General features: G+C 72.9%; 22 protein-coding genes and 1 tRNA gene. 7 read left to right on the forward strand and 16 right to left on the reverse strand.

Annotation, left to right across the window (positions count from 1 at the left end):
• Nucleotides 1-81: 81 nt before the first annotated feature.
• From ACQBJO_RS13130 to ACQBJO_RS13155, 6 genes are all read right to left on the reverse strand, one after another.
• Nucleotides 82-2229: a PTS fructose transporter subunit IIABC gene (locus ACQBJO_RS13130; protein ID WP_421008661.1), complete on the reverse strand. Its 2148-nt coding sequence runs from the start codon at nucleotides 2227-2229 to the stop codon at nucleotides 82-84.
• A gap of 25 nt (nucleotides 2230-2254) precedes the next feature.
• Nucleotides 2255-3214, reverse strand: coding sequence for a 1-phosphofructokinase (gene pfkB / locus ACQBJO_RS13135; RefSeq protein WP_421008662.1), 960 nt, complete (start codon nucleotides 3212-3214; stop codon nucleotides 2255-2257).
• Nucleotides 3211-4029 (reverse strand): DeoR/GlpR family DNA-binding transcription regulator, encoded by an 819-nt coding sequence (locus ACQBJO_RS13140; RefSeq protein ID WP_427801391.1) that lies wholly within the window; start codon nucleotides 4027-4029, stop codon nucleotides 3211-3213. Before ACQBJO_RS13140 ends, pfkB begins: the two co-directional genes overlap by 4 nt.
• Nucleotides 4030-4137: 108 nt before the next feature.
• Nucleotides 4138-4596, reverse strand: a complete 459-nt coding sequence (locus ACQBJO_RS13145; protein ID WP_421008663.1) for a PTS sugar transporter subunit IIA — start codon at nucleotides 4594-4596, stop codon at nucleotides 4138-4140.
• Nucleotides 4593-4826: a glucose PTS transporter subunit EIIB gene (locus ACQBJO_RS13150; RefSeq protein ID WP_255184232.1), complete on the reverse strand. Its 234-nt coding sequence runs from the start codon at nucleotides 4824-4826 to the stop codon at nucleotides 4593-4595. The genes ACQBJO_RS13145 and ACQBJO_RS13150 overlap by 4 nt, the downstream gene beginning before the upstream one ends.
• A 29-nt stretch (nucleotides 4827-4855) precedes the next feature.
• Nucleotides 4856-5893 carry an SIS domain-containing protein gene (locus ACQBJO_RS13155; protein ID WP_421008664.1) on the reverse strand — a complete coding sequence of 346 codons (1038 nt, stop codon included), beginning with the start codon at nucleotides 5891-5893 and terminating at the stop codon, nucleotides 4856-4858.
• 133 nt (nucleotides 5894-6026) lie between these two features.
• Between ACQBJO_RS13155 and ACQBJO_RS13160 the strand changes: the two genes are divergently transcribed.
• Genes ACQBJO_RS13160 through nagA form a run of 3 tightly spaced genes read left to right on the forward strand, consistent with a single transcriptional unit; the run spans nucleotide 6027 to nucleotide 9165 of the window.
• Nucleotides 6027-6734 (forward strand): GntR family transcriptional regulator, encoded by a 708-nt coding sequence (locus tag ACQBJO_RS13160; protein WP_421008665.1) that lies wholly within the window; start codon nucleotides 6027-6029, stop codon nucleotides 6732-6734.
• The gene (locus ACQBJO_RS13165; RefSeq protein ID WP_421008666.1) at nucleotides 6731-7990 is read left to right on the forward strand and encodes a PTS transporter subunit EIIC; all 1260 of its coding nucleotides are present in this window, start codon (nucleotides 6731-6733) and stop codon (nucleotides 7988-7990) included. The genes ACQBJO_RS13160 and ACQBJO_RS13165 overlap by 4 nt, the downstream gene beginning before the upstream one ends.
• A complete protein-coding gene (gene nagA / locus ACQBJO_RS13170; protein ID WP_421008667.1) occupies nucleotides 7987-9165 on the forward strand; it encodes an N-acetylglucosamine-6-phosphate deacetylase in 1179 nt (392 codons plus the stop codon). Before ACQBJO_RS13165 ends, nagA begins: the two co-directional genes overlap by 4 nt.
• A gap of 24 nt (nucleotides 9166-9189) precedes the next feature.
• On the opposite strand, the gene ACQBJO_RS13175 is transcribed toward nagA, so the two are convergent.
• The 3 genes from ACQBJO_RS13175 to ACQBJO_RS13185 form a co-directional block, all read right to left on the reverse strand.
• A complete protein-coding gene (locus ACQBJO_RS13175; protein WP_421008668.1) occupies nucleotides 9190-9876 on the reverse strand; it encodes a histidine phosphatase family protein in 687 nt (228 codons plus the stop codon).
• A gap of 55 nt (nucleotides 9877-9931) precedes the next feature.
• A complete protein-coding gene (locus tag ACQBJO_RS13180; RefSeq protein WP_421008669.1) occupies nucleotides 9932-10873 on the reverse strand; it encodes an intradiol ring-cleavage dioxygenase in 942 nt (313 codons plus the stop codon).
• A gap of 125 nt (nucleotides 10874-10998) precedes the next feature.
• Nucleotides 10999-11565: a TOPRIM nucleotidyl transferase/hydrolase domain-containing protein gene (locus ACQBJO_RS13185; protein WP_421008670.1), complete on the reverse strand. Its 567-nt coding sequence runs from the start codon at nucleotides 11563-11565 to the stop codon at nucleotides 10999-11001.
• A 54-nt stretch (nucleotides 11566-11619) separates the two neighbouring features.
• Between ACQBJO_RS13185 and ACQBJO_RS13190 the strand changes: the two genes are divergently transcribed.
• Nucleotides 11620-12249 carry a cation transporter gene (locus ACQBJO_RS13190; RefSeq protein WP_421008671.1) on the forward strand — a complete coding sequence of 210 codons (630 nt, stop codon included), beginning with the start codon at nucleotides 11620-11622 and terminating at the stop codon, nucleotides 12247-12249.
• 34 nt (nucleotides 12250-12283) lie between these two features.
• On the opposite strand, the gene ACQBJO_RS13195 is transcribed toward ACQBJO_RS13190, so the two are convergent.
• Both ACQBJO_RS13195 and ACQBJO_RS13200 read right to left on the reverse strand, forming a co-directional pair.
• Nucleotides 12284-13651, reverse strand: coding sequence for a hypothetical protein (locus tag ACQBJO_RS13195; protein ID WP_421008672.1), 1368 nt, complete (start codon nucleotides 13649-13651; stop codon nucleotides 12284-12286).
• Entirely contained in the window at nucleotides 13648-15036 is a 1389-nt protein-coding gene (locus tag ACQBJO_RS13200) for a hypothetical protein (RefSeq protein ID WP_421008673.1), read from the reverse strand. Before ACQBJO_RS13200 ends, ACQBJO_RS13195 begins: the two co-directional genes overlap by 4 nt.
• A 127-nt stretch (nucleotides 15037-15163) precedes the next feature.
• Between ACQBJO_RS13200 and ACQBJO_RS13205 the strand changes: the two genes are divergently transcribed.
• The gene (locus ACQBJO_RS13205) at nucleotides 15164-15739 is read left to right on the forward strand and encodes an NADPH-dependent FMN reductase (RefSeq protein WP_255184243.1); all 576 of its coding nucleotides are present in this window, start codon (nucleotides 15164-15166) and stop codon (nucleotides 15737-15739) included.
• Between the two features lie 70 nt (nucleotides 15740-15809).
• Here ACQBJO_RS13205 and ACQBJO_RS13210 read toward each other — a convergent pair.
• Nucleotides 15810-15888 (reverse strand) — tRNA-Gln (locus tag ACQBJO_RS13210).
• Nucleotides 15889-15956: 68 nt separating this feature from the next.
• Here ACQBJO_RS13210 and ACQBJO_RS13215 point away from each other — a divergent pair.
• Nucleotides 15957-16613 (forward strand): TetR/AcrR family transcriptional regulator, encoded by a 657-nt coding sequence (locus ACQBJO_RS13215; RefSeq protein WP_421008674.1) that lies wholly within the window; start codon nucleotides 15957-15959, stop codon nucleotides 16611-16613.
• Between the two features lie 38 nt (nucleotides 16614-16651).
• Here ACQBJO_RS13215 and ACQBJO_RS13220 read toward each other — a convergent pair whose 3' ends face one another.
• Nucleotides 16652-17461, reverse strand: coding sequence for a methyltransferase domain-containing protein (locus ACQBJO_RS13220; protein WP_421008675.1), 810 nt, complete (start codon nucleotides 17459-17461; stop codon nucleotides 16652-16654).
• A 95-nt stretch (nucleotides 17462-17556) separates the two neighbouring features.
• On the opposite strand from ACQBJO_RS13220, the gene ACQBJO_RS13225 reads away from it, so the two are divergent.
• Complete coding sequence (locus tag ACQBJO_RS13225; RefSeq protein WP_421008676.1) at nucleotides 17557-18063, forward strand: MarR family winged helix-turn-helix transcriptional regulator; 507 nt, start codon at nucleotides 17557-17559, stop codon at nucleotides 18061-18063.
• A gap of 22 nt (nucleotides 18064-18085) precedes the next feature.
• Here the strand turns inward: ACQBJO_RS13225 and ACQBJO_RS13230 are convergent, their stop codons facing one another.
• From ACQBJO_RS13230 to rsmA, 3 genes are read right to left on the reverse strand one after another with little or no spacing between them, the layout of a single operon-like run.
• Nucleotides 18086-19909: an ABC-F family ATP-binding cassette domain-containing protein gene (locus tag ACQBJO_RS13230; RefSeq protein WP_421008677.1), complete on the reverse strand. Its 1824-nt coding sequence runs from the start codon at nucleotides 19907-19909 to the stop codon at nucleotides 18086-18088.
• On the reverse strand, nucleotides 19909-20847 hold the full coding sequence (locus ACQBJO_RS13235; RefSeq protein ID WP_421008678.1) for a 4-(cytidine 5'-diphospho)-2-C-methyl-D-erythritol kinase: 939 nt from the start codon (nucleotides 20845-20847) through the stop codon (nucleotides 19909-19911). Before ACQBJO_RS13235 ends, ACQBJO_RS13230 begins: the two co-directional genes overlap by 1 nt.
• Complete coding sequence (gene rsmA / locus ACQBJO_RS13240; protein ID WP_421008679.1) at nucleotides 20844-21740, reverse strand: 16S rRNA (adenine(1518)-N(6)/adenine(1519)-N(6))-dimethyltransferase RsmA; 897 nt, start codon at nucleotides 21738-21740, stop codon at nucleotides 20844-20846. Before rsmA ends, ACQBJO_RS13235 begins: the two co-directional genes overlap by 4 nt.
• Between the last annotated feature and the right edge of the window lie 19 nt (nucleotides 21741-21759).

A 21759-nucleotide genomic window follows, 5' to 3' on the forward strand; every position in this document is an offset into this window, starting at 1 on the left:
CCTTGCTGTGGACGGTGCGGATGTTCTGGTGATGTGGGTGGTGCTGGTGGGCCGGGTCCCGCGGGTGCGCGACCCAGCCTGTCAGGCGGCGACCCGCTGCGGGTCCCCCTCGGGCTGCGCGGCGCGCGAACCCATGGTCTTGAGGGCGATGACGATGGCGGCCATGACGAGGACGCCGACGGCGAGGGCGACGACGAACATCAGGAAGTTGCCCATGAGGGGCAGCACCCAGACGCCGCCGTGGGGCGCCCGGAGGGTCACCCCACCGGCCATGACGAGGGCGCCGGTGATCGCCGAGCCGACGACCGAGCTGGCCATGACCCGGACCGGGTCGGCGGCGGCGAAGGGGATGGCCCCCTCGGAGATGAAGGAGGCACCGAGCAGCCACGCCGCCCGGCCGTTCTCGCGCTCGGGCTCCGAGAAGAGCCGCGGGCGCACCGTCGTGGCCAGGGCGAGGGCGAGCGGTGCGACCATGCCACCGGCCATGACGGCGGCCATGATCTTCAGCTGGATGGCGTCGGTGGCCGTGCCCGCGACCGTCAGACCGGTCGTGCCGAAGGTGTAGGCCACCTTGTTGACCGGGCCACCGAGGTCGAAGCCCATCATCCCGCCGAGGAGGGCGCCGAGCAGCAGCGCGCTGCCGCCACCCATGCCCTCGAGCCCGGCGGTGAGCGAGTCCATGAGCCAGGTGATCGGGCGGCCGAGCGCGGTGATGAAGAGCCCTGCCGTGATGAGCGTCGACAGGAGCGGGATGACCACGACGGGCATGACGCCGCGCACGCCGGCGTGGACCTTCCAGCCGGCCACCCACCGGGCGACGAAGCCCGCGATGAAACCGGTCGCCAGACCGCCGAGGAAGCCGGCGCCCATCGTCGAGGCGATCCAGCCGCTGACGATGCCGGGCACGAGGCCGGGCCGGTCGGCGATCGCGTAGGCGATGTAGCCCGAGAGGATCGGGACGAGGAAGCCGAAGGCCGCGCCGCCGATGACGAAGAACAACGCCGCCCACGAGGTCAGGCTCAGCGGGCTGAAGCTGTTGGCGATGTTGAGGTCACCCTCGGCCGTCAGCGAGTACTGGGTGATCTCGATGGCGCCCTGCTCGCCCATGGCGATCTGGGCGAGCATGAAGGACAGGGCGATGAGGATCCCACCGGCCGCGACGAAGGGGATCATGTAGCTCACCCCGGTCATCAGCCACTGGCGCACCCTGGTCGCGGTCGACACCTCGGGGTCCTCGTCCCCGGTGCCGTCGGCCAGGTCGGTGGCCGCGGCGGCCGCCGCCGCCCGCTGGGGGTTGGCCGCCCACTGCCCGGCCAGCGTCACGGCACGCTCGACGAGCTCGGGTGCGTCCGAGACCCCCTTCTTGACCCCGACGTCGACGGTCGGGAGGCCAGCGAAGCGGCCCTTGTCCTTGACCTCGAGGTCGTGGGCGAAGATCACCGCGTCGGCACGCTGGATCTCGCTGCGGGACAGCGGGGTCGAGCCCGCGGACCCCTGGGTCTCGACGGTGATCGTGTGGCCCGCCTCCTCGGCGGCCGTCCGCAACGCCTCTGCGGCCATGTACGTGTGGGCGATGCCGGTCGGGCAGGAAGTCACCGCGACGAGGTGCAGGGAATGCGAACCCTCGCCCGCGGTCGTTGCGGAGGCACCGCCCGCGGACGCCTCGTCCGCAGCGCCCTCGTCCGAGGAGTGAGTGGGCTCCGAGGACTGCGTGGAATCGGAGGACTCGACGGCCGGGGGCGCAGCCGAGGCGACGGGTTGCGGGGTGCCCTGCTTCGGCTCGTCGAGGGAGACCCGCTCCTCGACGAGCGCGACGACCTCCGCCTCGGTCGTCGCGGCCTCGAGGGCCGAGCGGAAGGACTGGTCCATGAGCGCCTTGGCGAGCTTGGGCAGCACCTGCATGTGCGCCTCTCCGCCCCCCTCGGGCGCGGCAATGAGGAAGATGAGCGTCGCGGGGCCGTCCTTCGCGCCCCAGTCGATGCCCCGGGTGGCTCGACCGAAGACGAGCGAGGGCTCGGTGATCGCCGCGCTGCGGGCGTGCGGGATGCCGATGCCGCCGGGCAGGCCGGTCGCCATGACCTCCTCCCGGGCCCGCACGTCGTCGAGGAAGGCCTCGACGTCGGTGGTGCGACCGCTCTCGACGAGAGTCTCGGCCAGCCGCCGGGTCGCGGCGTGGGAGTCTGGTGCGCTGAGGTCGAGCACGACCTGCGACGGGGTGATGAGCGGCATTGCTCGGTCCTTCCGGGGGTGGGGCTCAGTCGCGGACGGCGAGGGAGCGGTCAGGGGTCGTGGTGACGGAGACGTCGATGTCGGCGAGGTCGGGCGGCGTGGGGACGCTGCTGCCCGGCAGGGTCACGGCAGCGGCGCCCCACCGGACACCGGTGCACAGCGCCTGCGCGGCGGGGGCCCCGGCGGCGAGGTCGTGGAGCAGGCCGGCGAGCATGCAGTCGCCTGCACCCACCGTCGACACCGGGCGGGCGATGGTCGCCCGGGCGTGGACCACCTCGTCGCCGTCGACGAGCACCGCACCATCGCGGCCGAGGCTGACGGCCACCCGGCCGACCCCTCCGGCGACGAGGTCCCGGGCCGCGTCGACGACCGCCCCGAGCGTCGGCAGGTCGGCACCGACGAGCTCCTCGAGCTCGACCCGGTTGGGCTTGATGAGGTCGGGTCCAGCGGCCACCGCCGGTCGAAGGGGGTCGCCCGAGGAGTCGACGGCCACGCGGGCTCCGGCCCGGCGGCCGGCGGTCACGAGACCGGCGAGCAGGTCGGCCGGCGCGCCGGGCGGCAGCGACCCGCACCCGACGACCCACACCGGCTCGCCTCCCGCCGACCGGACGGCGTCGGCGACGGCCTCGAGGAGGGCACGGACCTCCACTTTGTCCAGGGTCGGGCCGGGCTCGTTGAGCTTGGTCGTCGTGCCGTCGGGCTCGACCGCGGTGACGTTGAGCCGCACCGAACCGGCCACCGGGACCCCACGGCGGCGCACGCCTGCGGCGTCGAGGAGCTCTGCCATGAGGTGGCCCTCGGGCCCGCCCTCGGGGAGCACGGCCAGGGTCGGCGAGCCCTGTGCCGTCAGGGCCCGGGAGACGTTGACCCCCTTGCCGCCGGGGTCGATCCGGCTGGCGGTGGCGCGGTTGACCTGGCCGCGCCGCAGCGCGGCCAGGTCGACGGTGCGGTCGATGCTCGGGTTGGGGGTGAGCGTGATGATCATGCGCGTGCGACCGCCATGCCCTCGGCGCCGAGCTCGGCGGCGGTCTCGTCGTCGAGCCCGTCGTCGGTGACGAGCAGGTCGATCGTCGCCGTGTCGGCGAAGCGGTGGAAGTGGTCGTCGCCCGCCTTCGAGGAGTCGGCGACGACGACGACGAGCCGGGCAGCGGCGACCATGGCCCGCTTGGCATCGGCCTCGGACTGGTCGGGCGTCGTCATGCCGCGGGCGCTCGAGTAGCCGTTGGTGCCGACGAAGGCGACGTCGACGCACACGTCGGCGAGGGCAGAGGTCAGCCAGGTGCCGACCGTCGTCCCGGTGCGACCGCGCACCCGGCCGCCGAGCACGTAGAGCTCGGTGTGCTCGTGCGGCCGGAGGAGGACGGCGACGTCGACGGAGCTCGTGACGACGGTCAGGCCGGGGCGGTCCGGGAGCAGCTGTGCGAGCGCGAGGGTCGTCGACCCGCCGTCGACGAGCACGGTCCCCTCCACGGGGAGCTCGTCGAGGGCGCGGGCGGCGATGCGGCGCTTGACCTGCGAGTGCCGACCGGAGCGGGTGGCCAGCGGCGGCTCGACCTCGAGGCGCTCGACCGGCAGCGCGCCGCCGTGCACCCGACGCAGGCCGCCGCGGCGCTCGAGGGCGGTGAGGTCACGTCGGATGGTCTCGGTCGTCACCGACAGCTCGTCGGCGAGGGCGACGACCTCGACCCGGCCGTGCGTGCGCGCGATCTCGAGGATGCGCTGCTGCCGCTCGGGTGCGTACATCGAGTGGACTCCCTCGTCCTGCCGGGCGCCCCAGGCGCCGGTGCCGGTGGTGAACACGACCCACCGTAGAAGACGAAACAACACAAGTAAAGGGATAGTCACATGTGTTTGTGTTGGGCGCAGCGCACGCCCGCTCGCCGGGCCACCCGGCCGGCGGGACGGGGCTCAGGCGAGACGGAAGAGCAGGTCGCCCGTGACGACCTCGGTCGGCGCGGCGGACAGATCGAGGGAGTCGGCGGGCACGTCGAGGACCACGACCGGGACCTGGCGCGAGATCGCGGAGCCCGCGACCTCGGCCGGCAGGCTCGCCGGATCCCACGTGATCATCGGGTCGCCGGCGGCGACGGTCGCGCCCTGCTCGACGTGGACGGCGAAGCCGGCGCCCTCGAGCTTGACGGTGTTGATCCCGAGGTGGACGAGCACGCCGGCCCCCTCCCCCACGACGACGAAGGCGTGGGGGTGGACCTTCATGACCGTGCCGGCGATCGGGGCGACGACCGTCGTCTCGCCGTCGGGCGGGTCGAGCACGAGCCCGGGCCCGACGAGCTGCTGGGCGAAGACCTCGTCGACGCACGCCGTCATCGGCAGGACGGCACCGGCGCTGGGGGCGAGCACCTCGCTCACATCAGGTCCTCGATGTCCTCGGCCAGGGTGTCGGCCTCGGGACCGACGACGACCTGCACGACCGTGCCCTGGGCCATGACGCCGTGCGCGCCGGCGGCCTTGAGCGCGGCCTGGTCGACCTTCGAGCCGTCGTTGACCTCGGTCCGCAGCCGGGTGATGCACGGCTCGATCTCGACGACGTTGTCCGCGCCGCCGAGGGCGGCGAGGATCTGCTCTGCCTTGCTGGCCATGGGGGTTCCTCTCGTGGGGTGGGTGGGGATCAGTGTGTGTCGGTGCGGGTGACCTTGGCCAGACCGCGGGGGCTGTCGGGGTCGCGCCCGAGGGCGCGCGCGAGGCGCTCGACGAGCAGCTGGGCGGGCACGACGAGCCCGATCGGCGCGAGCGGCTCGGGCAGGTCGGGCCCGGGGACGTGCACGTCGCAGGCCCGGGCGAAGGGGGTGTCCCCACCGATGCCGACGACCCGCGCCCCCCGGCGGCGCAGGTCGTCGGCGACGTCGGTCATGGCCGCGGTCATCGGCCCGTCCTGCGCGGCGACGAGCACCGCCGCGACGTCGGGTCCGACGACGGAGATCGGCCCGTGCCGCAGGTCGGCGTAGGAGTAGCCGCGCACGGGGACCAGGCAGGTCTCCTCGATCTTCAGCGCCGTCTCGAGCGCGGTCGCCAGGCACATGCCGCGGCCGGAGACGACGACGTGCTCGGCCGCCTGCAGCAGCGGCACCGCGGGTTCGACGAGCTCGGCCCGCTCCACGGCGAGCGCGACCTCCTCGGCGACCCGCCTCCACTGGTCGTCGCTCCCCTCCGGGTCCAGCTCCGCCCCGAGCGCGTCCGCGACGACGGCGACCGCGACGAGCTGGGTGAGGTGCGACTTCGTGGCCGGCACGGCCAGCTCCGGCCCGGCCTGCGTGACCAGGGCGAGGTCCGCCCCCTTCGCCAGCAGGGAGCCCTCGACATTGGTGACGGCGACGACGGCGGCCCCGTGCCCACGGGCCCAGTCGGCCGTGGCGACGATCTCCTCGGTGGCGCCGGACTGGGAGATCGCGACCACGAGGGTGTCGGCGAGGTCGAGGTCGGCGCGGTAGTGCGTGGCGATGCTCGGGGCGGCGAGCGAGGCCGGGATGCCGGCGCAGGCCTCGAGGAGGTAGCGGCCGTGGATGGCGGCGTGGTCGCTCGACCCACGGGCGACGAGCAGCACGCGGCGACGGTCGGCGAAGAGCGCGCGCACGTCGGCGCGCAGCGGCAGCAGCGCCTCGAGCGTGCGGCGCACGGCCGCCGGCTGCTCGGCGATCTCGCGGGCCATCACGGTCACGATGCTTGACACCTCCCACCCCGACGTGGATCCTCACTGGTACGTACCAGACCGTACCAACGAAGGTGAGGATCGGGAAGTGTCGCGAGCACCGCTCCACGGGCCCCGTCCCAAGCACGTCCAGATGCGCGAGGCGATCGCCGAGCTGGCCGCCGGCCTGGGACCCGAGGCGGCGATCCCCTCCGAGCGCGAGCTCATGGCGACCTACTCCCTCTCCCGCGCGACGGTCCGCAAGGCGATCGAGTCGCTCATCGCCGACGGCATGCTCCACCGGGTCCACGGCAAGGGCACCTTCGTCGCCCGCCCGCGGCTGGAGAGCCGGCTGCACCTCGCGAGCTTCAGCCAGGACATGCGCCGACGCGGGCTCACCCCGTCGACCCGGCTCCTCGGCGTGCGCCTGGCCGCTCCCCCGAGCGAGGTCACCCAGTGGCTCGGCCCGGGCCGGGCCTGGCGGCTGGACCGGCTGCGCCTGGCCGACGGGCAGCCGATCGCGCTCGAGGAGAGCTGGTACCCCGCCGACCTCGCTCCCGGCCTCGACCGGCACGACCTCGGTGACTCGATCTACGCGCTGCTCGCCGACGAGTACGGCGTCGTCATCGACGCCGCCGAGCAGACCCTGTGGGGCGAGTGCGCCGAGGGCCAGGTCGCCCAGCTGCTCGCCTGCCCCGACCGGGCGCCGCTGCTCGTCTTCCGCCGCCTGTCCACGAGCCTCGGCCGCCCGGTCGAGCACGTCGTCTCCCGATATCGCGGAGACCGCTACCAGCTGCACATGTCGTTGAGCCGGGACGACACCCCACCGCCGGCACCGCCACACGAAGGGAACACGCCGTGACCACTGCAGACGGCTCCATCGCGTCCGGGGACTCCGGGCGCCGCAAGCTCAACCTCGCCCCGCTCCAGAAGTTCGGCCGCAGCCTCATGCTGCCGATCGCCGCGCTGCCCGCCGCAGCCCTGCTGCTGCGCCTGGGCCAGCCCGACCTGCTCGGCGCGGACGGCCTCGGCTGGACGCGGGTCGCGCCGGTCATCGGCGCCGCGGGCGGTGCGCTCTTCGACAACCTGCCGATCCTCTTCGCCGTCGGCATCGCCATCGGCATGGCGAAGAAGGCCGACGGCTCGACGGCCCTCGCGGCCGTCGTCGGCTACCTCGTCTTCAAGGCGGTCGGTGACGCAATGTCCCCCTTCGTCCTCGGGACGCCGGCGAAGGGAGAGGAGCAGGAGCTGATCAACTACGGGGTCTTCGGCGGCATCGCCATGGGCCTGACGGCCGCGTGGCTGTGGCAGCGCTACCACCGGATCAAGCTGCCGGCCTATCTCGCCTTCTTCGGCGGACGGCGCTTCGTGCCGATCGCCACGGCGACCGCCGCGATCGTCATCTCGGTCCTCACGAGCTTCGTCTACCAGTGGTTCGACGCCGGGATCACCGGCCTCGGCGAGTGGGTCGCCGACAACGAGGTCATCGGTGGCTTCGTCTACGGCACGGTCAACCGTCTGCTCATCCCCACCGGCCTGCACCACATCCTCAACAACCCCCCGTGGTTCCTCATCGGCGAGTACACGCCCGAGGGCGGCAAGCCGGTCACCGGTGACATCGCCCGCTTCCTCAACGGCGACCCGACGGCCGGCGCCTTCATGACCGGCTTCTTCCCGATCATGATGTTCGCCCTGCCCGCCGCCGCCCTGGCGATCTACCAGGAGGCCAAGCCGGCGCAGAAGAAGCTCGTCGGCGGCATCATGGGCTCGGCCGCGCTGACCTCCTTCCTCACCGGTGTCACCGAGCCGCTCGAGTTCGCCTTCATGTTCGTCGCGTGGCCGCTCTACGTCATCCACGCGGTGCTCACCGGCACCTCGCTCGCGCTGACCAATGCTCTGGGCATCAAGGACGGCTTCGGCTTCTCCGCCGGCCTCTTCGACTTCGTCCTCAACTACAACATCGCGACGAAGCCGCTGCTCCTCGTCCTCATCGGGCTCGGCTACGCCGTCGTCTACTACGTGCTCTTCCGCTTCGTCATCCGCACGTGGAACCTGCGCACCCCGGGCCGCGAGGACGAGGGCGAGGAGTCGCTCGTCACCGCGGACGACTCGGCGTGATCGTCACCGCCGACCGCGTCCTCACCCCGGGGCGCACGCTCGCCCCGGGGTGGGTGCAGGTCGAGGGCGAGCGCATCGCGCAGGTGGGCGAAGGGGGTCCCCCCACCGCCATCCCGCAGGTCGAGGAGCGCAGGCCGTCCGCGGCCGGAGCCTCGAGACCCCTCCACCTCACGGGCACCCTCGTGCCCGGCTTCGTCGACACCCACTGCCACGGCGGTGGCGGGGCCTCCTTCACCGTCGGCGACCCCGACCAGGCGGCGACCGTCGCGCGGGCCCACCTGGCCCACGGCACGACGAGCCTCGTCGCCAGCCTGGTCACCGACGAGATCGACCGGCTCGACCGGTCGGTTCGGGTGCTCGCCGAGCTCGTCGACGACGGGGTCCTCGCCGGGGTCCACCTCGAGGGGCCGTGGTTGTCCGCGGACTTCTGCGGTGCCCACGAGCCGAGCCTGCTGCGCCCCCCTTCGCCTGCCGACGTGGACCGGCTGCTCGCCGCAGGCGGTGACGCGCTGCGGATGGCGACGATCGCACCCGAGCTCGACGGGGCCCTCGAGGCGGTGCGGCGGGTCGTCGACGCGGGGGTCGTCGTCGGGGTCGGGCACACCGACGCGACGTGGGAGCAGGCCCGGGCGGCGATCGACGCGGGCGCCACCGTGGCCACGCACCTCTTCAACCAGATCCGGGGGCTGCACCACCGCCACCCGGGGCCGATCGCCGCCCTGCTCGAGGACGAGCGCGTGCGCGTGGAGCTGATCTCGGACGGCGTGCACGTGCACCCCGCGATGCTGCGGCTGGCCGAGCGGGCCGCCCACGGACGGATCGTCCTCGTCACCGACGCGATGGGCGCGGCGGCCGCCGACGACGGCGACTACCACCTGGGGCCGATCCACGTGCAGGTGCGCGATGGCGTGGCCCGCACCGCGACCGGTGCCATCGCCGGCTCCACGCTCACCATGGCCGAGGCGGTGCGCCACGCGGTCGCGAGCGGCTTCACCCTCGAGGCCGCGGTGACGGCCGCGACGGCCACCCCCGCTACATCGCTCGGGCTGACCGATGTCGGCCGCATCGAGGCCGGCGCCCGCGCCGACCTCGTCGTGCTCGACGACGACCTGGCGGTCACCCGGGTCGTGCGCGCCGGCTCCTGGATCACCTCGCCCGACGTCGCATTGCCGTAGGGCAATGCGACAGATGGGGGGAGGTCACCGGTCGTCGGCGTCGAGCTCCTCGTCGATCGCCTCGCCCGTGACGTCGTGGGCGCGCACGCTGGCGAGGTGCCCACCGCCGAGCGGGTCGCCGTGCCAGCGCACGAGGTCCCAGCCCTCGCCGGGGCGGCCGTCGAGCATGACCATGCCGGTGTTGTTGATCCACTTCCCCTCGATCGCGTCGGCGTCGAGGCCGGCCGAGAGCGCGGCGTAGACGCGGATCGCGGCTCCGTGGCTGAAGAGCGCCACCGTGTCGCCGCGCCCGTGCCCCTGCGCGATGGCCCGCACCGCGGCGTCGTAGCGCGCCATGAAGTCGTGGCCGTCGGTCCCGCCCGCGAGCGCGTGGTCGAGATCGCCGTGCAACCACGCGGCGAGCCCGCCGAGGTAGGCCGCGACGGCCGCCTGGTCCGACCGCATCTCGAAGTCGCCGGCAGCGATCTCCTGCAGGCCTTCGCGAACGCGCACATCGATCGAACGCTCCTGCGCCAGAGGCGATCCCGTCAGCTGGGTGCGGATCAGCGGTGACGCGTAGACGGCGCTCACGTCCTCGTCGGCCAGCGCCTCCGGGACGGCCGCGGCCTGTCGCTGCCCGAGCTCGGTCAGCCCGGCGCCGGGGAAGGTGGTGTCGAGCGCACCGGTGACGTTGTGAGGGGTCTGGCCGTGACGGATGAGGAGGAGACGCACACCTGCAGGCTACGCAGGTGGGTGCCTCCCCTCGGACGCGGTCCGGGTGACCGGCTCAGCCCTGCGAAGGGGGCGCACCGCCGGGCTGACCGCCACCACCGGCGCCACCACCGCTGGGCTCGGTCGTCGTGTCGACGCCCACGACCAGGGTGACGTCGTACCCCTTCGTCACGCTGCCACTGACGTCCGCGAGCTGACTCGTGCCCCCGTCGTCGCCGAAGACGTTGTCGCTCGTCAGGCTCAGGCTCGACAGGTTGTCCACCGAGGCCTCGTAGCCGTCGGTGGCGTAGACCGTGGTGCACACGTCCTGGGGCAGGGCGACCTGGGAGGTCGCGATGGCATTGGAGGCATCGGTGATGCTCGCCTCGTCGGGGTAGACCTCGAAGTGGATGTGCGGCCACCGACCGGAGTAGCAGGCCGGGAAGATGCTCGTAAAGCTCACCGTGCCGCTGTCGTCGGCGACCTGGACACCGCGCAGGTAGTTCTCGTCCTCGACGCCCTCGGAGTACATCGAGTAGTTGCCGTCGCGGTCGCAGTGCCACACGTAGACCGCGACACCGGCGAAGGCGCCACCACCCTCGGCGAGGTCCTTGATCTTCAGCGTCAGGGTCATCGGGACCCCCTCGGCGGTCGTCGTGCTGCTGCCGAAGCTTGAGCGGATGTCCTGCCGCACGACGCCGCTCTCCTCGAGGACGTCGGGACCGTTGCTGCCGTCCCCGGGGTAGGGGCCGGCGGTCTCGTCGGGGATCTCGGTCAGCGAGCTCGAGCTGCCGCTCGTGCTCGAGCCGGAGCCCGAGCTCGCTGACGTGGCACTGCCGCTCGAGCCCTCGCCGCTCCCGGCACAGGCCGTGAGGCCCAGCACGGTCCCGGCCCCGAGGAGGCCGAGCATCCGGCGGCGCCCGAAGAGCGTGCCGATGTCGAACTGCAGTCCCTGGTCGACGAGCTCCTCGTCCTGCTTCGGCAGCACCCGCCCCTCGTGGGTCCGCGGTGTCGTCATGGCCATCTCCTTCGTTCGCTGCCTCCGGGTCATGGACCTAAGCCAAGCCCCGCAGGTTGTGGGTCCGCTGTGGGGTCGCCATGACGCAGCGATGCCCCGGCGACCCGGGAGACGGCCCCGCACGGTCACCGCCCGACTGCGTCCTCGAGCACCGCGACGAGCGGGGCGGGCGCCCGGTCGAGGTCGAGCGCCTCGACGAAGAGCCGCGCATACCGGGCCTTGCGCCCCGACTGCGAGGTGAGGAACCGGCGCAGCAGGTCCCTGCGCGACCAGCCTCGCTGCGCGGGCATCTGCGTCAGGAGGCGAAGGGAGGGCCCCTCCCCCGCCGCCTCGACGACCGCCTCTGCCGCGGGCAGCCCGAGGGCGCGCAGGAGCTCGTCCTCGAGGTCGGTGACGCACGCGTGCCACCCGAGACCGGCGAGACCACCGACCTCGGTGACGGGCAGCCCCCCGGCGAGCAACCCCCTTCGCACGTGGTGCTCGTCGGCGACGTCGTAGAGGCCGCTGACGTGCAGGCCGGGCGCCTGCCGGCGCCACTGCTGGAGGTGGGCGCGCACATTGGTCACGCCGCCCATGGCGACGACCACGACCCCGGCCGCAGCGAGGTCCACGCCGAGGCGGCGCGCGAGGGCGTGCAGGGCCTCGCGGTCGCTCTCGCCCTCGACGAGGACGACGGCCCGTGTGGTGGTCACCCGACCATTGGGCTCCGGCCGCGCTTGCGGCGCAAGCGGTTTATCGTCCCGACCATGACCGACGCCCATCCCGCGCGCCTCGATGCCGACCGCCTGCGGCGGGTCGTGCTCGTCGTCGCGCTGATCAACTTCGCCTACTTCTTCGTGGAGTTCACCGTCGCCCTCTACGCCGGGTCGGTGTCGCTGCTCGCCGACAGCGTCGACTTCCTCGAGGACACGTCGATCAACCTGCTGATCTTCATCGCGCTGGGGTGGCCGCTCGCCCGCCGCGCCCTCATGGGCAAGGCGATGGCCCTGGTCATCCTCGTGCCGGCGACCGTCGCGGGCGTCGAGGCGGTCCGGCGCTTCGCCGACCCGACGGCGCCCGAGGTGCTGCCCGTCGTCCTCGCCTCGCTCGGCGCCGTCGTCGTCAACGGCACGAGCGGTTGGCTGCTCGCCGGCGTGCGGCACGCGGGCGGCTCGCTCAGCCGCGCGGCCTTCCTCTCGGCGCGCAACGACGTGCTCGTCAACCTCGCGGTCATCGCGATGGCCGTCGTCACGCTGTGGACCGCCTCCGGCTGGCCCGACCTCGTCCTCGGCTGCCTCATCATCCTCATCGCGGTGCACGCCGCGTGGGAGGTCTGGGAGGTGAGCGAGGAGGAGCGCCTCGCGGCGAAGGCCCTTGCGGGAGAAGAGATCGACTGATCCGGCCCCGTCGCACGGCCCCATGCGACCGCGGTCAGTCGCGGCGCCGCACCTCGTCGACACCGACGACCCAGGCATAGGTGCGTGAGGACCGGCTGCGGCGCCTCTCGACGCGCTCGGTGAGGACGGCGAAGCCGTCGGTCGAGACCTCCGCGCCCGGCGACAGACCATCGCCGGTCGTCGCGACGAGGGTCGCCGTGCGGGTGTCGACGATGCGGAACTCGGTGTCCGTGTCGTCGCCGAAGATCTTGTCGGCCGGCCGGTAGAAGACGACGAGCCGACCACGCAGGTCGTTCGTCGAGATCCGGAATCCGTCGGGCATCTCGACGTCGCCGACGACCTCGTCGGCGAGCGCGTCCCTGAAGGTCAGGGTGTCGCCGGCGCGCGAGATCTCGAAGCGGTCGTGCACGACCGATCGTCCGTCGGCGACCTGCTGCGACTCCTCCACCGGAGGGGCGTCGACGGTGACGAAGCGGTCGCCGTCGAGGAGCCGGACGCTGCTGCCGCACCGCACGAGCGGGGTGGCCTCCGCGGCGAGCCGGCCGCCCCAGTCACCGGGGGTGTCGAGCCGCGCCCCGGGGCATGCCGTGCGCGCCACCTCGTCCCCCGAGCGAAGGGAGAGTGCCCGCACCTCGTCACCCTCGCGGGAGACCGCCACGTCCTCGCGCACGATGACCCGCCCACGCGGGGCGTCGCGCCAGGTGCGCGCCACCTTGCCCGTGTCGAGGTCGAGCGCCAGAGTCGTCTCCTCGTCCGGGGTGAGCAGCACGTAACGCTGCTCCGGCAGACCCTCGGGGTAGAGCGTGGCCAGGTCGGCATCGCAGCCGACCTCGGTGTCGTGGCTCCAGGTCACGCTCGCGTCCTCAAGGGCGACACCGGAGACGACGAGCCGCCCGCCGTCGACCTCCTCGCCGAGACGGGCCTCGCCGCCGGGGGACATGCACGAGACGACGGCGGCGTGCCGGGTCGACATCCCGACGAGCTGCGCCTCCTCGCCGGGCCGCAGGCTACGGTCGCCGTGGGCGACGAGCAGGTCGGCACCCCGCGCCTCGAGCTGACGGCCCTCGCGCTCGATGCGCACGTCCCCACCGAGCGTGCTGACGAAGGTGCCGTCCGAGGTCAGGGCGCCGTCGCCGTAGAAGCCCTCGCTGCGCCAGCGGTCACCCGTCGTCGCCTGCTGCACCCAGTCACCGTCGTCGTCGGTGTAGCTGAACCACCCGTGGGGTCCCAGGTGGATGCCGTAGGCGTGGTCCGAGGTCGAGTAGCGGACCTTCCCGTCGACGGAACCTCCGCCGCCCAGACGGCCGAAGAGGACCAGCCCGAATCCGAGGAGCACCGCCGCCGCCACGACGACCGCGACGAGCCGGGTGAGGTCGCCGACCTTGCTCGGCGTGCGGCTCACGGGGTCTCCTTCGTCGCGGCGACCCACAGCCGGGTGCCCTCGAGGTCCTCGTCGTCGGACTCGACGACGATCACGCCGTCGGGCGAGACGTCGGCGCCCGTGCGCATGCCGCCGCTCGTCGACAGGACGAGCTCGCCGGTGCGCGCGTCGAAGGCGCGGTAGGCCGAGGTCGGGCGCTCGCCGCCCGTGTCGACGCTCGCGAAGACGAGGAGCCGGCCCGGCGACGTCCACCCGGCGACCTCGAAGTCCTCCGGCACGTCGAGCCGCCCGATCTCCTTGTCCTCCAGCCCGTCCCGCACGGTGACGACCTTCCCTTCGCGGTGCATGACATGGCGCCCCACGGCCACGTCCCGGCCCTCCGGCAGCCGCCCCTCCCCCAGGCCCAGGGGCTGGGCGTCGATCTCGACCACACGATCACCGTCGAGGACGCGCACGCTGTCCGCGCACTCGACGAAGGGCGTGCCCTCCGGCGGGACCTGCCGCGAGATGTCACCCGTCGAGCCGACGCGGGCGCCGTCGCAGCGCACCCGGGTGATCTCCTTGCCGGTGCGCAGCGATCGCCACGCGACCTCCCCTTCGTCCTCCTCGACGAGGACGCGGTCGCCGTGGATCGCGATCTCGTAGCGGGCCTGACCGGAGCGGCTGAGCACCGTCTCGCCGGTCGCGACGTCGACGACGACGAGGTGGTCCTCGCTCGGCTCGAGGAGCACATAGGGCTGCGCCGGGAGGGTCTTGGGCTTGCCCGGGTGCCAGAAGTCACCGCCGCAGCGCGCACCCACGTCGCGCACCCAGGCGATCGACGCGTCCTCGATCGAGAGACCCGCGAAGACCGCGTGCCCGCCCTCGACCTCGTCGAGCAGGCGCGAGGGACTCGGCGCCAGACAGGTCGCGACGACGACGTGCTCCTCGCCGAAGGCGACGAGATCGACGTTCTCGCCCGGCCACAGATCGTCGTCCCCCTGCTCGTCGGCGATGTCCTTCGTGGTCACCGTGCGGGTCGACCCCTCTCGCTGCACGAGGACCTTCGTGCCGTCGGGTTGCACGACGACGCCCTCATGCGAGATGGACATCTGCGAGGCGAGGTCGCCGATCGTCCACGACGTGCCCGTGCGGACATTGCGCGCCGCGTAGTCGCCCCCGCCAGCAGGGTGGGTCAGCCAGCCGTCGGGCCCGAGCTGGACCGCCAGGTCCTTGCTGTCCCAGACGATGTTGCCCTCGACCTCGGGCGGGCCGCCGCGGCCGAGGACCCCGCCCAGCCCTCCCGGCAGGAAGGAGACGACGCCGGCGACGAACATGGCGACGAGCACGAGCGCCCCGACGATCTTGAGGACACGGGCAGTCGGGCGTGGGCCGGGCTGCGGCGAGAGGTCGTGGGGCGCGGTCACGGCGTCATTGTGTCGGACCCCCGCGGGCCCGCGCGCGCTCGTCCGTGCCTGCGGGAATGCGCGAGGCACCTCCCTTCGTTATGGTGATTGAAGAGTCAACAACACCGCACACCACAGGAGTGAACGCATGAAGATCGGCATCATCGTCGGGTCCGTCCGCCAGGGTCGCGCTGCCAGCGCCGTCGCCCAGTGGGTGAAGTCCGTCGCGGAGCGCACCGAGGACGTGACCTTCGAGGTCGTCGAGCTGTCCGACTTCGACCTGCCGCTGCTCACCTCCCCCACCGTGCCGGGCATGGCGAACCGCGCCTACGACGACGAGCGCGTCGTCCGCTGGGGCCAGGCCATCGACTCCTACGACGGCTTCATCTTCGTCACGCCGGAGTACAACCACTCGATCCCCGGTGCCTTCAAGAACGCCTTCGACTCCCTCGCCCCCGAGTGGATGGGCAAGACCGTCGGCTTCGTCTCCTACGGCGCCGACAACGGTGTGCGCGCGGTCGAGCACTGGCGCACCGTCGTCGCCAACTTCTCGATGCACGCCGTGCGCCAGCAGGTCTCGCTGAGCCTCTTCACCGAGTTCGGCGACAACGGCCTGCAGCTCGAGGAGCGCCGCGAGGGCGAGCTGACCACGCTCGTCGAGCAGCTCACCGACGCGACGCGCAAGTTCGTGCTCGCCGACGAGCTCGCCGGCGCCACGCGCTGACCCTCCCGGCCACGACGACGGCCCCGGACCCGCCACGGGTCCGGGGCCGTCGTCGGGTGACGTCACGCGGCTCCCCGGGTAGGAGTCGAACCTACGTCGCTAGTCCTGATTCAAAGTCAGGCGGGCCCTGCCGGCAGACCAACCGGGGAACGCCGCCGAAGCGGCTCCGGTCAGGGTAGTCGACGCCTGCGCCCCCTTCGTCACGGACAATGGCGGGATGAGCGAGACCCAGACCGGCCCCGACCCGGCACCCCGGCGCACCCGCATGACCGCGGCGGCCCGGCGTGAGCAGCTCGTCGACGTCGGTCGTCGGGTCTTCGCGGCGAAGGGGGTCGACGGCACCTCCGTCGAGGACCTGGCCGCGACGGCCGGGGTGTCCAAGCCGGTGGTCTACGAGCACTTCGGCGGCAAGGAGGGCCTCTACGCCGTCGTCGTCGACCGCGAGCTGCGGGCCCTGACCGATGCCGTGACCGCGTCCCTGACCGCCGGCGGCAGCGACCGCGAGACCATCGAGCGCGCCGCGCTCGCCCTGCTCGACTACATCGAGGACTCGCCCGACGGCTTCCGCATCCTCGTGCGCGATGTCAGCGGCTCGGCGCCGTCCGGAACGTATGCCTCGCTCCTGTCGGACGTGGCCGCCGAGGTGGCCCACCTCCTGTCGGACGCCTTCGAGCAGCGCGAGCTCGAGAGCCGCTACGCGCCGATGTACGCCCAGATGCTCGTCGGCCTGGTCTCGCTCACCGGTCAGTGGTGGCTCGAGACGCGCGAGCCGCCCAAGGAGGTCGTCGCGGCGCACATGGTCAACCTCGCGTGGCACGGCCTGTCCGGCCTCTCCGCCCACCTCGAGCCACCCGCCAACCTTGCAAGACCCTAGGGTCTTGCGGAGTTGGCCCCGCCCAACCCTGCAAAACCCTAGGGTCGTGCGGCTTTGTGGCCCACCGCGAAGACCCGGCGGAAGGCCAGGAGCACGCCGGCGGGCGTGCGCGGGTAGGCAGCGGTGAGCTTGTCGGCATAGGCGGCGAGGAAGGCCTCGCGCTCGTCCTCGTCCTCGAGCACCTCGAGCATCGGGCGCAGCCCGGTGCCGCTCACCCAGTCGAGCACGGGGTTGTCGCTCTCGCCGGCGGGGTCGAGCACGTGCGTGTAGGTCGTCTCCCAGGCGTCGACAGCGAGCCCGTGGGCGGCGAGGACCTGCAGGTAGGTCGCCGGGTCGCCGGCGCCGAAGCGCTTGCTCGCGGCCTCGAGCTCGCCGCTGCGCGGGTGGTCGACCGCCGTCTCGCGCATGAGCGCGTGCGTCGGGGCGTCGTAGTTGCCCGGCACCTGCAGGGCGAACCAGCCGTCGGCGGCGAGCGCCTCGACCCATCCCTCGATGAGCGGCAGGTGACGCGGAACCCATTGCAGCGCAGCATTGCTCACGACGACGTCGGGCGCCGCGCCCAGGCTGGCGATGTCCCAGTCGGCGAGGTCGGCCTCGACCCACTCGACGCGCCCGTCGGTGTCGAGGGCGCGCGCCGCGTCGAGCATCTCGACGCTGCTGTCAACCCCGACGACCCGGGCCTGCGGCCACCGCTCGGCGAGAGAGAGGGTCAGCGGGCCGTTGCCGCAGCCGAGGTCGACGACGAGCCCCGGCTCCCGCGCGTCGACGCGCGCCATGAGATCCACGAAGGGTCGGGAGCGTTCGCTCGAGAACTGGCCGTATCGGGTCGGGTCCCAGGTCACCGTCATGTGTGCGTGCCTCCTCGGTCGGGTCCGTGCAGCCTAACCAACGACAGGCCACATGTCTCGACATCAAGATTCATGACCGCAGGTATTCTTGACGGATGAGCAGCCGCCACGACCCGTCCGACGACGTCGACGCCATCGTCGAGGCCTGGCGCCGCGAGCGTCCCGACCTCGACGTCGAGCCTTTGCACGTCTTCTCACGCGTCTCCCGGCTCGCCCGGCTGCTCGACCTCGATCGCACGAGCGCCTTCGCCCGGCACGAGCTCGAGGGCTGGGAGTTCGACGTGCTCTCCGCGCTGCGCCGCGCCGGCGAGCCCTACCAGCTCTCCCCCGGCCGCCTGGTCCAGGAGACCCTCGTGACCTCGGGGACGATGACCAACCGCATCGACCGCCTCGCCTCGAAGGGCTGGGTCGAGCGCCTCCCCTCACCCACCGACCGCCGCGGCGTCATCGTGCGCCTGACGAAGGGGGGCCAGGCGGCGGTCGACGCCGCGATGGCCGACCTGCTCTCCCGCGAGGGCGAGCTCCTCGACGACATGTCCGCCGACGAGCGCGCCGCGCTCACCCGCGCCCTCAAGCGCCTGCTCGCCCCCTTCGAGGCCTGAGCGGGCGCTCCCTTCGCCCGGCTCAGCCGACGAGCTCGGCGCACTCGAGCCACTCGAGCTCGAGCATCTCCTTCTCCTCCGCGAGCTCCCCGAGCGTGGAGTTGAGCTCCGCCAGCCGGGTGTGGTCGTGCACCGACGCGGCCATCTCGTGGTGCAGCTTGTCCTCACGGGCCGCGAGCTTGGCCAGCTGCTTCTCGATCCGGGCCATCGCCTTGCGCGCCTCACGCTGCGTCGCCGGGTCCACGGTCGGCTCCGCCGATGACGAAGGGGGACCCTCTGCCCCCTTCGCCGCGGTCGCCGTGGCCTGGGCCACCGCGTCACGGGCACCCGTGGTGCCGGCCTGCGCGGCGCGCAGCCGCAGGTACTCGTCGACGCCGCCGGGCACGTGCCGCAGCCGGCCGTCGATGATCGCGTACTGCTGGTCGGTGACCCGCTCGAGCAGGTAGCGGTCGTGGGAGATGACGATGAGCGTGCCCGGCCACGAGTCGAGCAGGTCCTCCATCGCCGCGAGCATGTCGGAGTCGACGTCGTTGGTCGGCTCGTCGAGGGCGATGACATTGGGCTCGTCGAGCAGCAGGAGCAGCAGCTGCAGACGCCGCTTCTGCCCGCCGGAGAGGTCCTCGACGCGCGCCGACAGGTGCTCGCGCGCGAAGCCCAACCGCTCGAGCAGCTGCGCCGGCGTGTGGTCGCGCCCCTCGATCGTGAAGGTCGTCTTCGTCCGGGCGAGCACCTCGCGCACCCGGTCACCGCCGATCGTCGCCAGCTGGGAGAACTGCTGGTCGAGGAAGCCGAACTTCACCGTCTTGCCGCGCTTGACCCGCCCGCTCGTCGGCGCGATCGTGCCGGCGACGAGCCCGAGGAGGGTCGACTTGCCGGCGCCGTTCGCGCCGAGGATGCCGGTGCGCTCGCCGGGCGCGATCCGCCAGGTGATGTTGCGCAGGACGACCCGGTCGCCGAAGGCCACGCCGGCGTCCTCGAGGTCGATGACGTCCTTGCCCAGGCGCGCGACGGCCATCCGCTGCAGCTCGATCGGGTTGCGCACCGGCGGCACGTCCTCGATGAGCTGGTTGGCCGCGTCGATGCGGAACTTCGGCTTCGAGGTGCGGGCGGGCGCGCCCCGGCGCAGCCAGGCGAGCTCCTTGCGCATGAGGTTCTGGCGCTTCTGCTCGGTCGCGGCGGCGATGCGGTCGCGCTCGACCCGCTGCAGGACGTAGGCCGCGTAGCCGCCCTCGAAGGGCTCGACGATGCCATCGTGCACCTCCCAGGTCTCGGTGCACACCTCGTCGAGGAACCACCGGTCGTGGGTGATGACGAGCAGGCCGCCCGTCCCCTTCGGCCAGCGTCCAGAGAGGTGCTGCGCGAGCCAGGCGATGCCCTCGACGTCGAGGTGGTTGGTCGGCTCGTCGAGCGCGATGAGATCCCACTCCCCGACGAGGAGCGCGGCGAGCGCCACCCGGCGGCGCTGACCGCCGGAGAGCTCACCGACGAGCGCGTCCCACGGCACGTCGGCGACGAGGCCGCCGATGACGTCGCGCACGCGCGCGTCGCCGGCCCACTCGTGCTCGGGCCGGTCGCCGACGATGCTGTGGCCGACGGTCGCGGCCGGGCTGAGGTCGTCGGTCTGGTCGAGGACGCCGAAGCGCACCCCGCCGCGACGGGTGATCCGGCCGGACTGCGGCTCGATCGTGCCGGCGAGCATGCCGAGCAGGCTCGACTTGCCGTCGCCGTTGCGCCCGACGAGGCCGATCCGGTCGCCCTCCTCGATGCCGAGGCTGACCGAGTCGAAGACGACGCGCGTGGGGTACTCGAGGTGGAGCGACTCCGCTCCCAGCAGGGGTGTGGCCATCAGGTCGTGCGCGCCGTGGGCAGGACCTGGGCGCCGTGGACGGGCCCGGTGGCCCGCAGCACGTCACCGGCGACGCCGGAGGCCGTCAGGGCGACGGCGAGGTCGATGGCACCCTCCGCCGACTCGGCGAGGATCGCGACCGTCGGGCCCGAGCCGGAGACGATGGCCGCGAGCGCGCCGAAGCCCATCGCGGCCTCGACGACCTCGCCGATCGCCGGCTGCAGCGCGATCGCGTCGGCCTGCAGGTCGTTGTCGAGCACGGGCGCGAGGGCACTCGGGTCACCGGCCCGCAGCGCGCTCATCAGCGCGGCGCTCGGGGTCGGGTCGTCAAGGGCGGAGCCAGCGGTGCGCTGGTCGAAGGCCGAGTAGACCATCGGCGTCGACAGGCCGCTCGCGGCGGAGGGCACGAAGACCCAGTGGTACGTCCCCTTCGCCAGCACGGCCGTGACCACCTCGCCACGGCCGGAGCCGACGGCAGTGCCCCCGTGGAGGAGGAAGGGCACGTCGCTGCCGATGCCGGCCGCGATCTCCTCGAGCTCCTCGCGCGACAGGGCGGTGCCCCACAGCGCGTCGCAGGCGACGAGGGCCGCAGCGGCGTCGGCCGAGCCACCGGCCATCCCGCCGGCGACGGGGATCTCCTTGTGGATCGACAGGTGCACCGGCTCCTGACCGCCCGTGTGCTCCGACAGCGCCAGCGCAGCGCGCAGCGCGAGGTTGGACTCGTCGGTCGGCACCTTGTCGGCGTCGCGACCCCGGACCGAGCAGCCCCAGTCGTCGGCGAGCGAGGCGGTGACCTCGTCGTGCAGGCCGACGGCCTGGTAGACGGTCGAGAGGGCGTGGTAGCCGTCGTCGCGCAGCGGCCCGACGAAGAGCTCCAGGTTGACCTTCGCCGGGGCGCGCACGGTGACGGGCGCGGGCGACTCGAGGACGGAGGTCATGGCGTCACCCTAGCCATGAGTTCCTCGGTGATCCGCGCGAAGGCGAGGACGTCGAGCTGCTCGCCGCGGGTGCGCGGGTCGACACCGGCGGCCAGGAGAGCCGCCTCGGCCACCTCGCCCGACCCCGCGATGGAGCGAAGGGAGGCCCGCAGCGTCTTGCGTCGCTGGGCGAAGGCGGCATCGACGACGGCGAAGACCTGCTCGCGGGTCGCGGCCGTCGTCGGGGGGGCGCGGCGCACGAGGCGCACGAGACCGGAGTCGACATTGGGCACCGGCCAGAAGATCGAGCGGGAGACGCGGCCGGCGAGCGCGACGTCCGTCCACCAGGCGGCCTTGACGCTCGGCACGCCATAGGTCTTGCTGCCCGGGCCCGCGGCGAGGCGCTCGGCGACCTCGAGCTGGACCATGACGAGCACCCGCTCGATGGTCGGGAAGGTCTCGAGGAAGTGCAGGACGACCGGCACCGAGATGTTGTAGGGCAGGTTGGCCACGAGCGCGGTCGGGGGCGGCCCCGGCAGGTCGGTGACCGTCATGGCGTCGGCGTGGACCACCTCGAGGCGCTCCACGGCATGCGGCGCCTCCTCGGCGACGGTCCCGGGCAGGGCGGCGGCGAGCACCGGGTCGACCTCGACGGCCGTGACCCGCCCGGCGGCCTCGAGCAGGGCGAGGGTGAGCGATCCCAGGCCGGGCCCGATCTCGACGACGTGGTCCTGCGCGGTGACCTCGCCGGCGCGCACGATGCGGCGCACGGTGTTGGCGTCGACGACGAAGTTCTGACCCCACTGCTTCGTCGGTCGCACGCCGTGACGCTCGGCGAGCTCGCGGATGCGGGCGGCCCCGAGCAGGCCGGCTGCGCCGCCCTCGGGGTGCGGTGTGGGGTGCTCGCTCGTCATGGGAGTGACTCTATTCATC

Origin of the sequence: Janibacter zhangyanbonis (genome assembly GCF_050507325.1) — a bacterium.
Taxonomy (GTDB): Bacteria; Actinomycetota; Actinomycetes; order Actinomycetales; family Dermatophilaceae; genus Janibacter.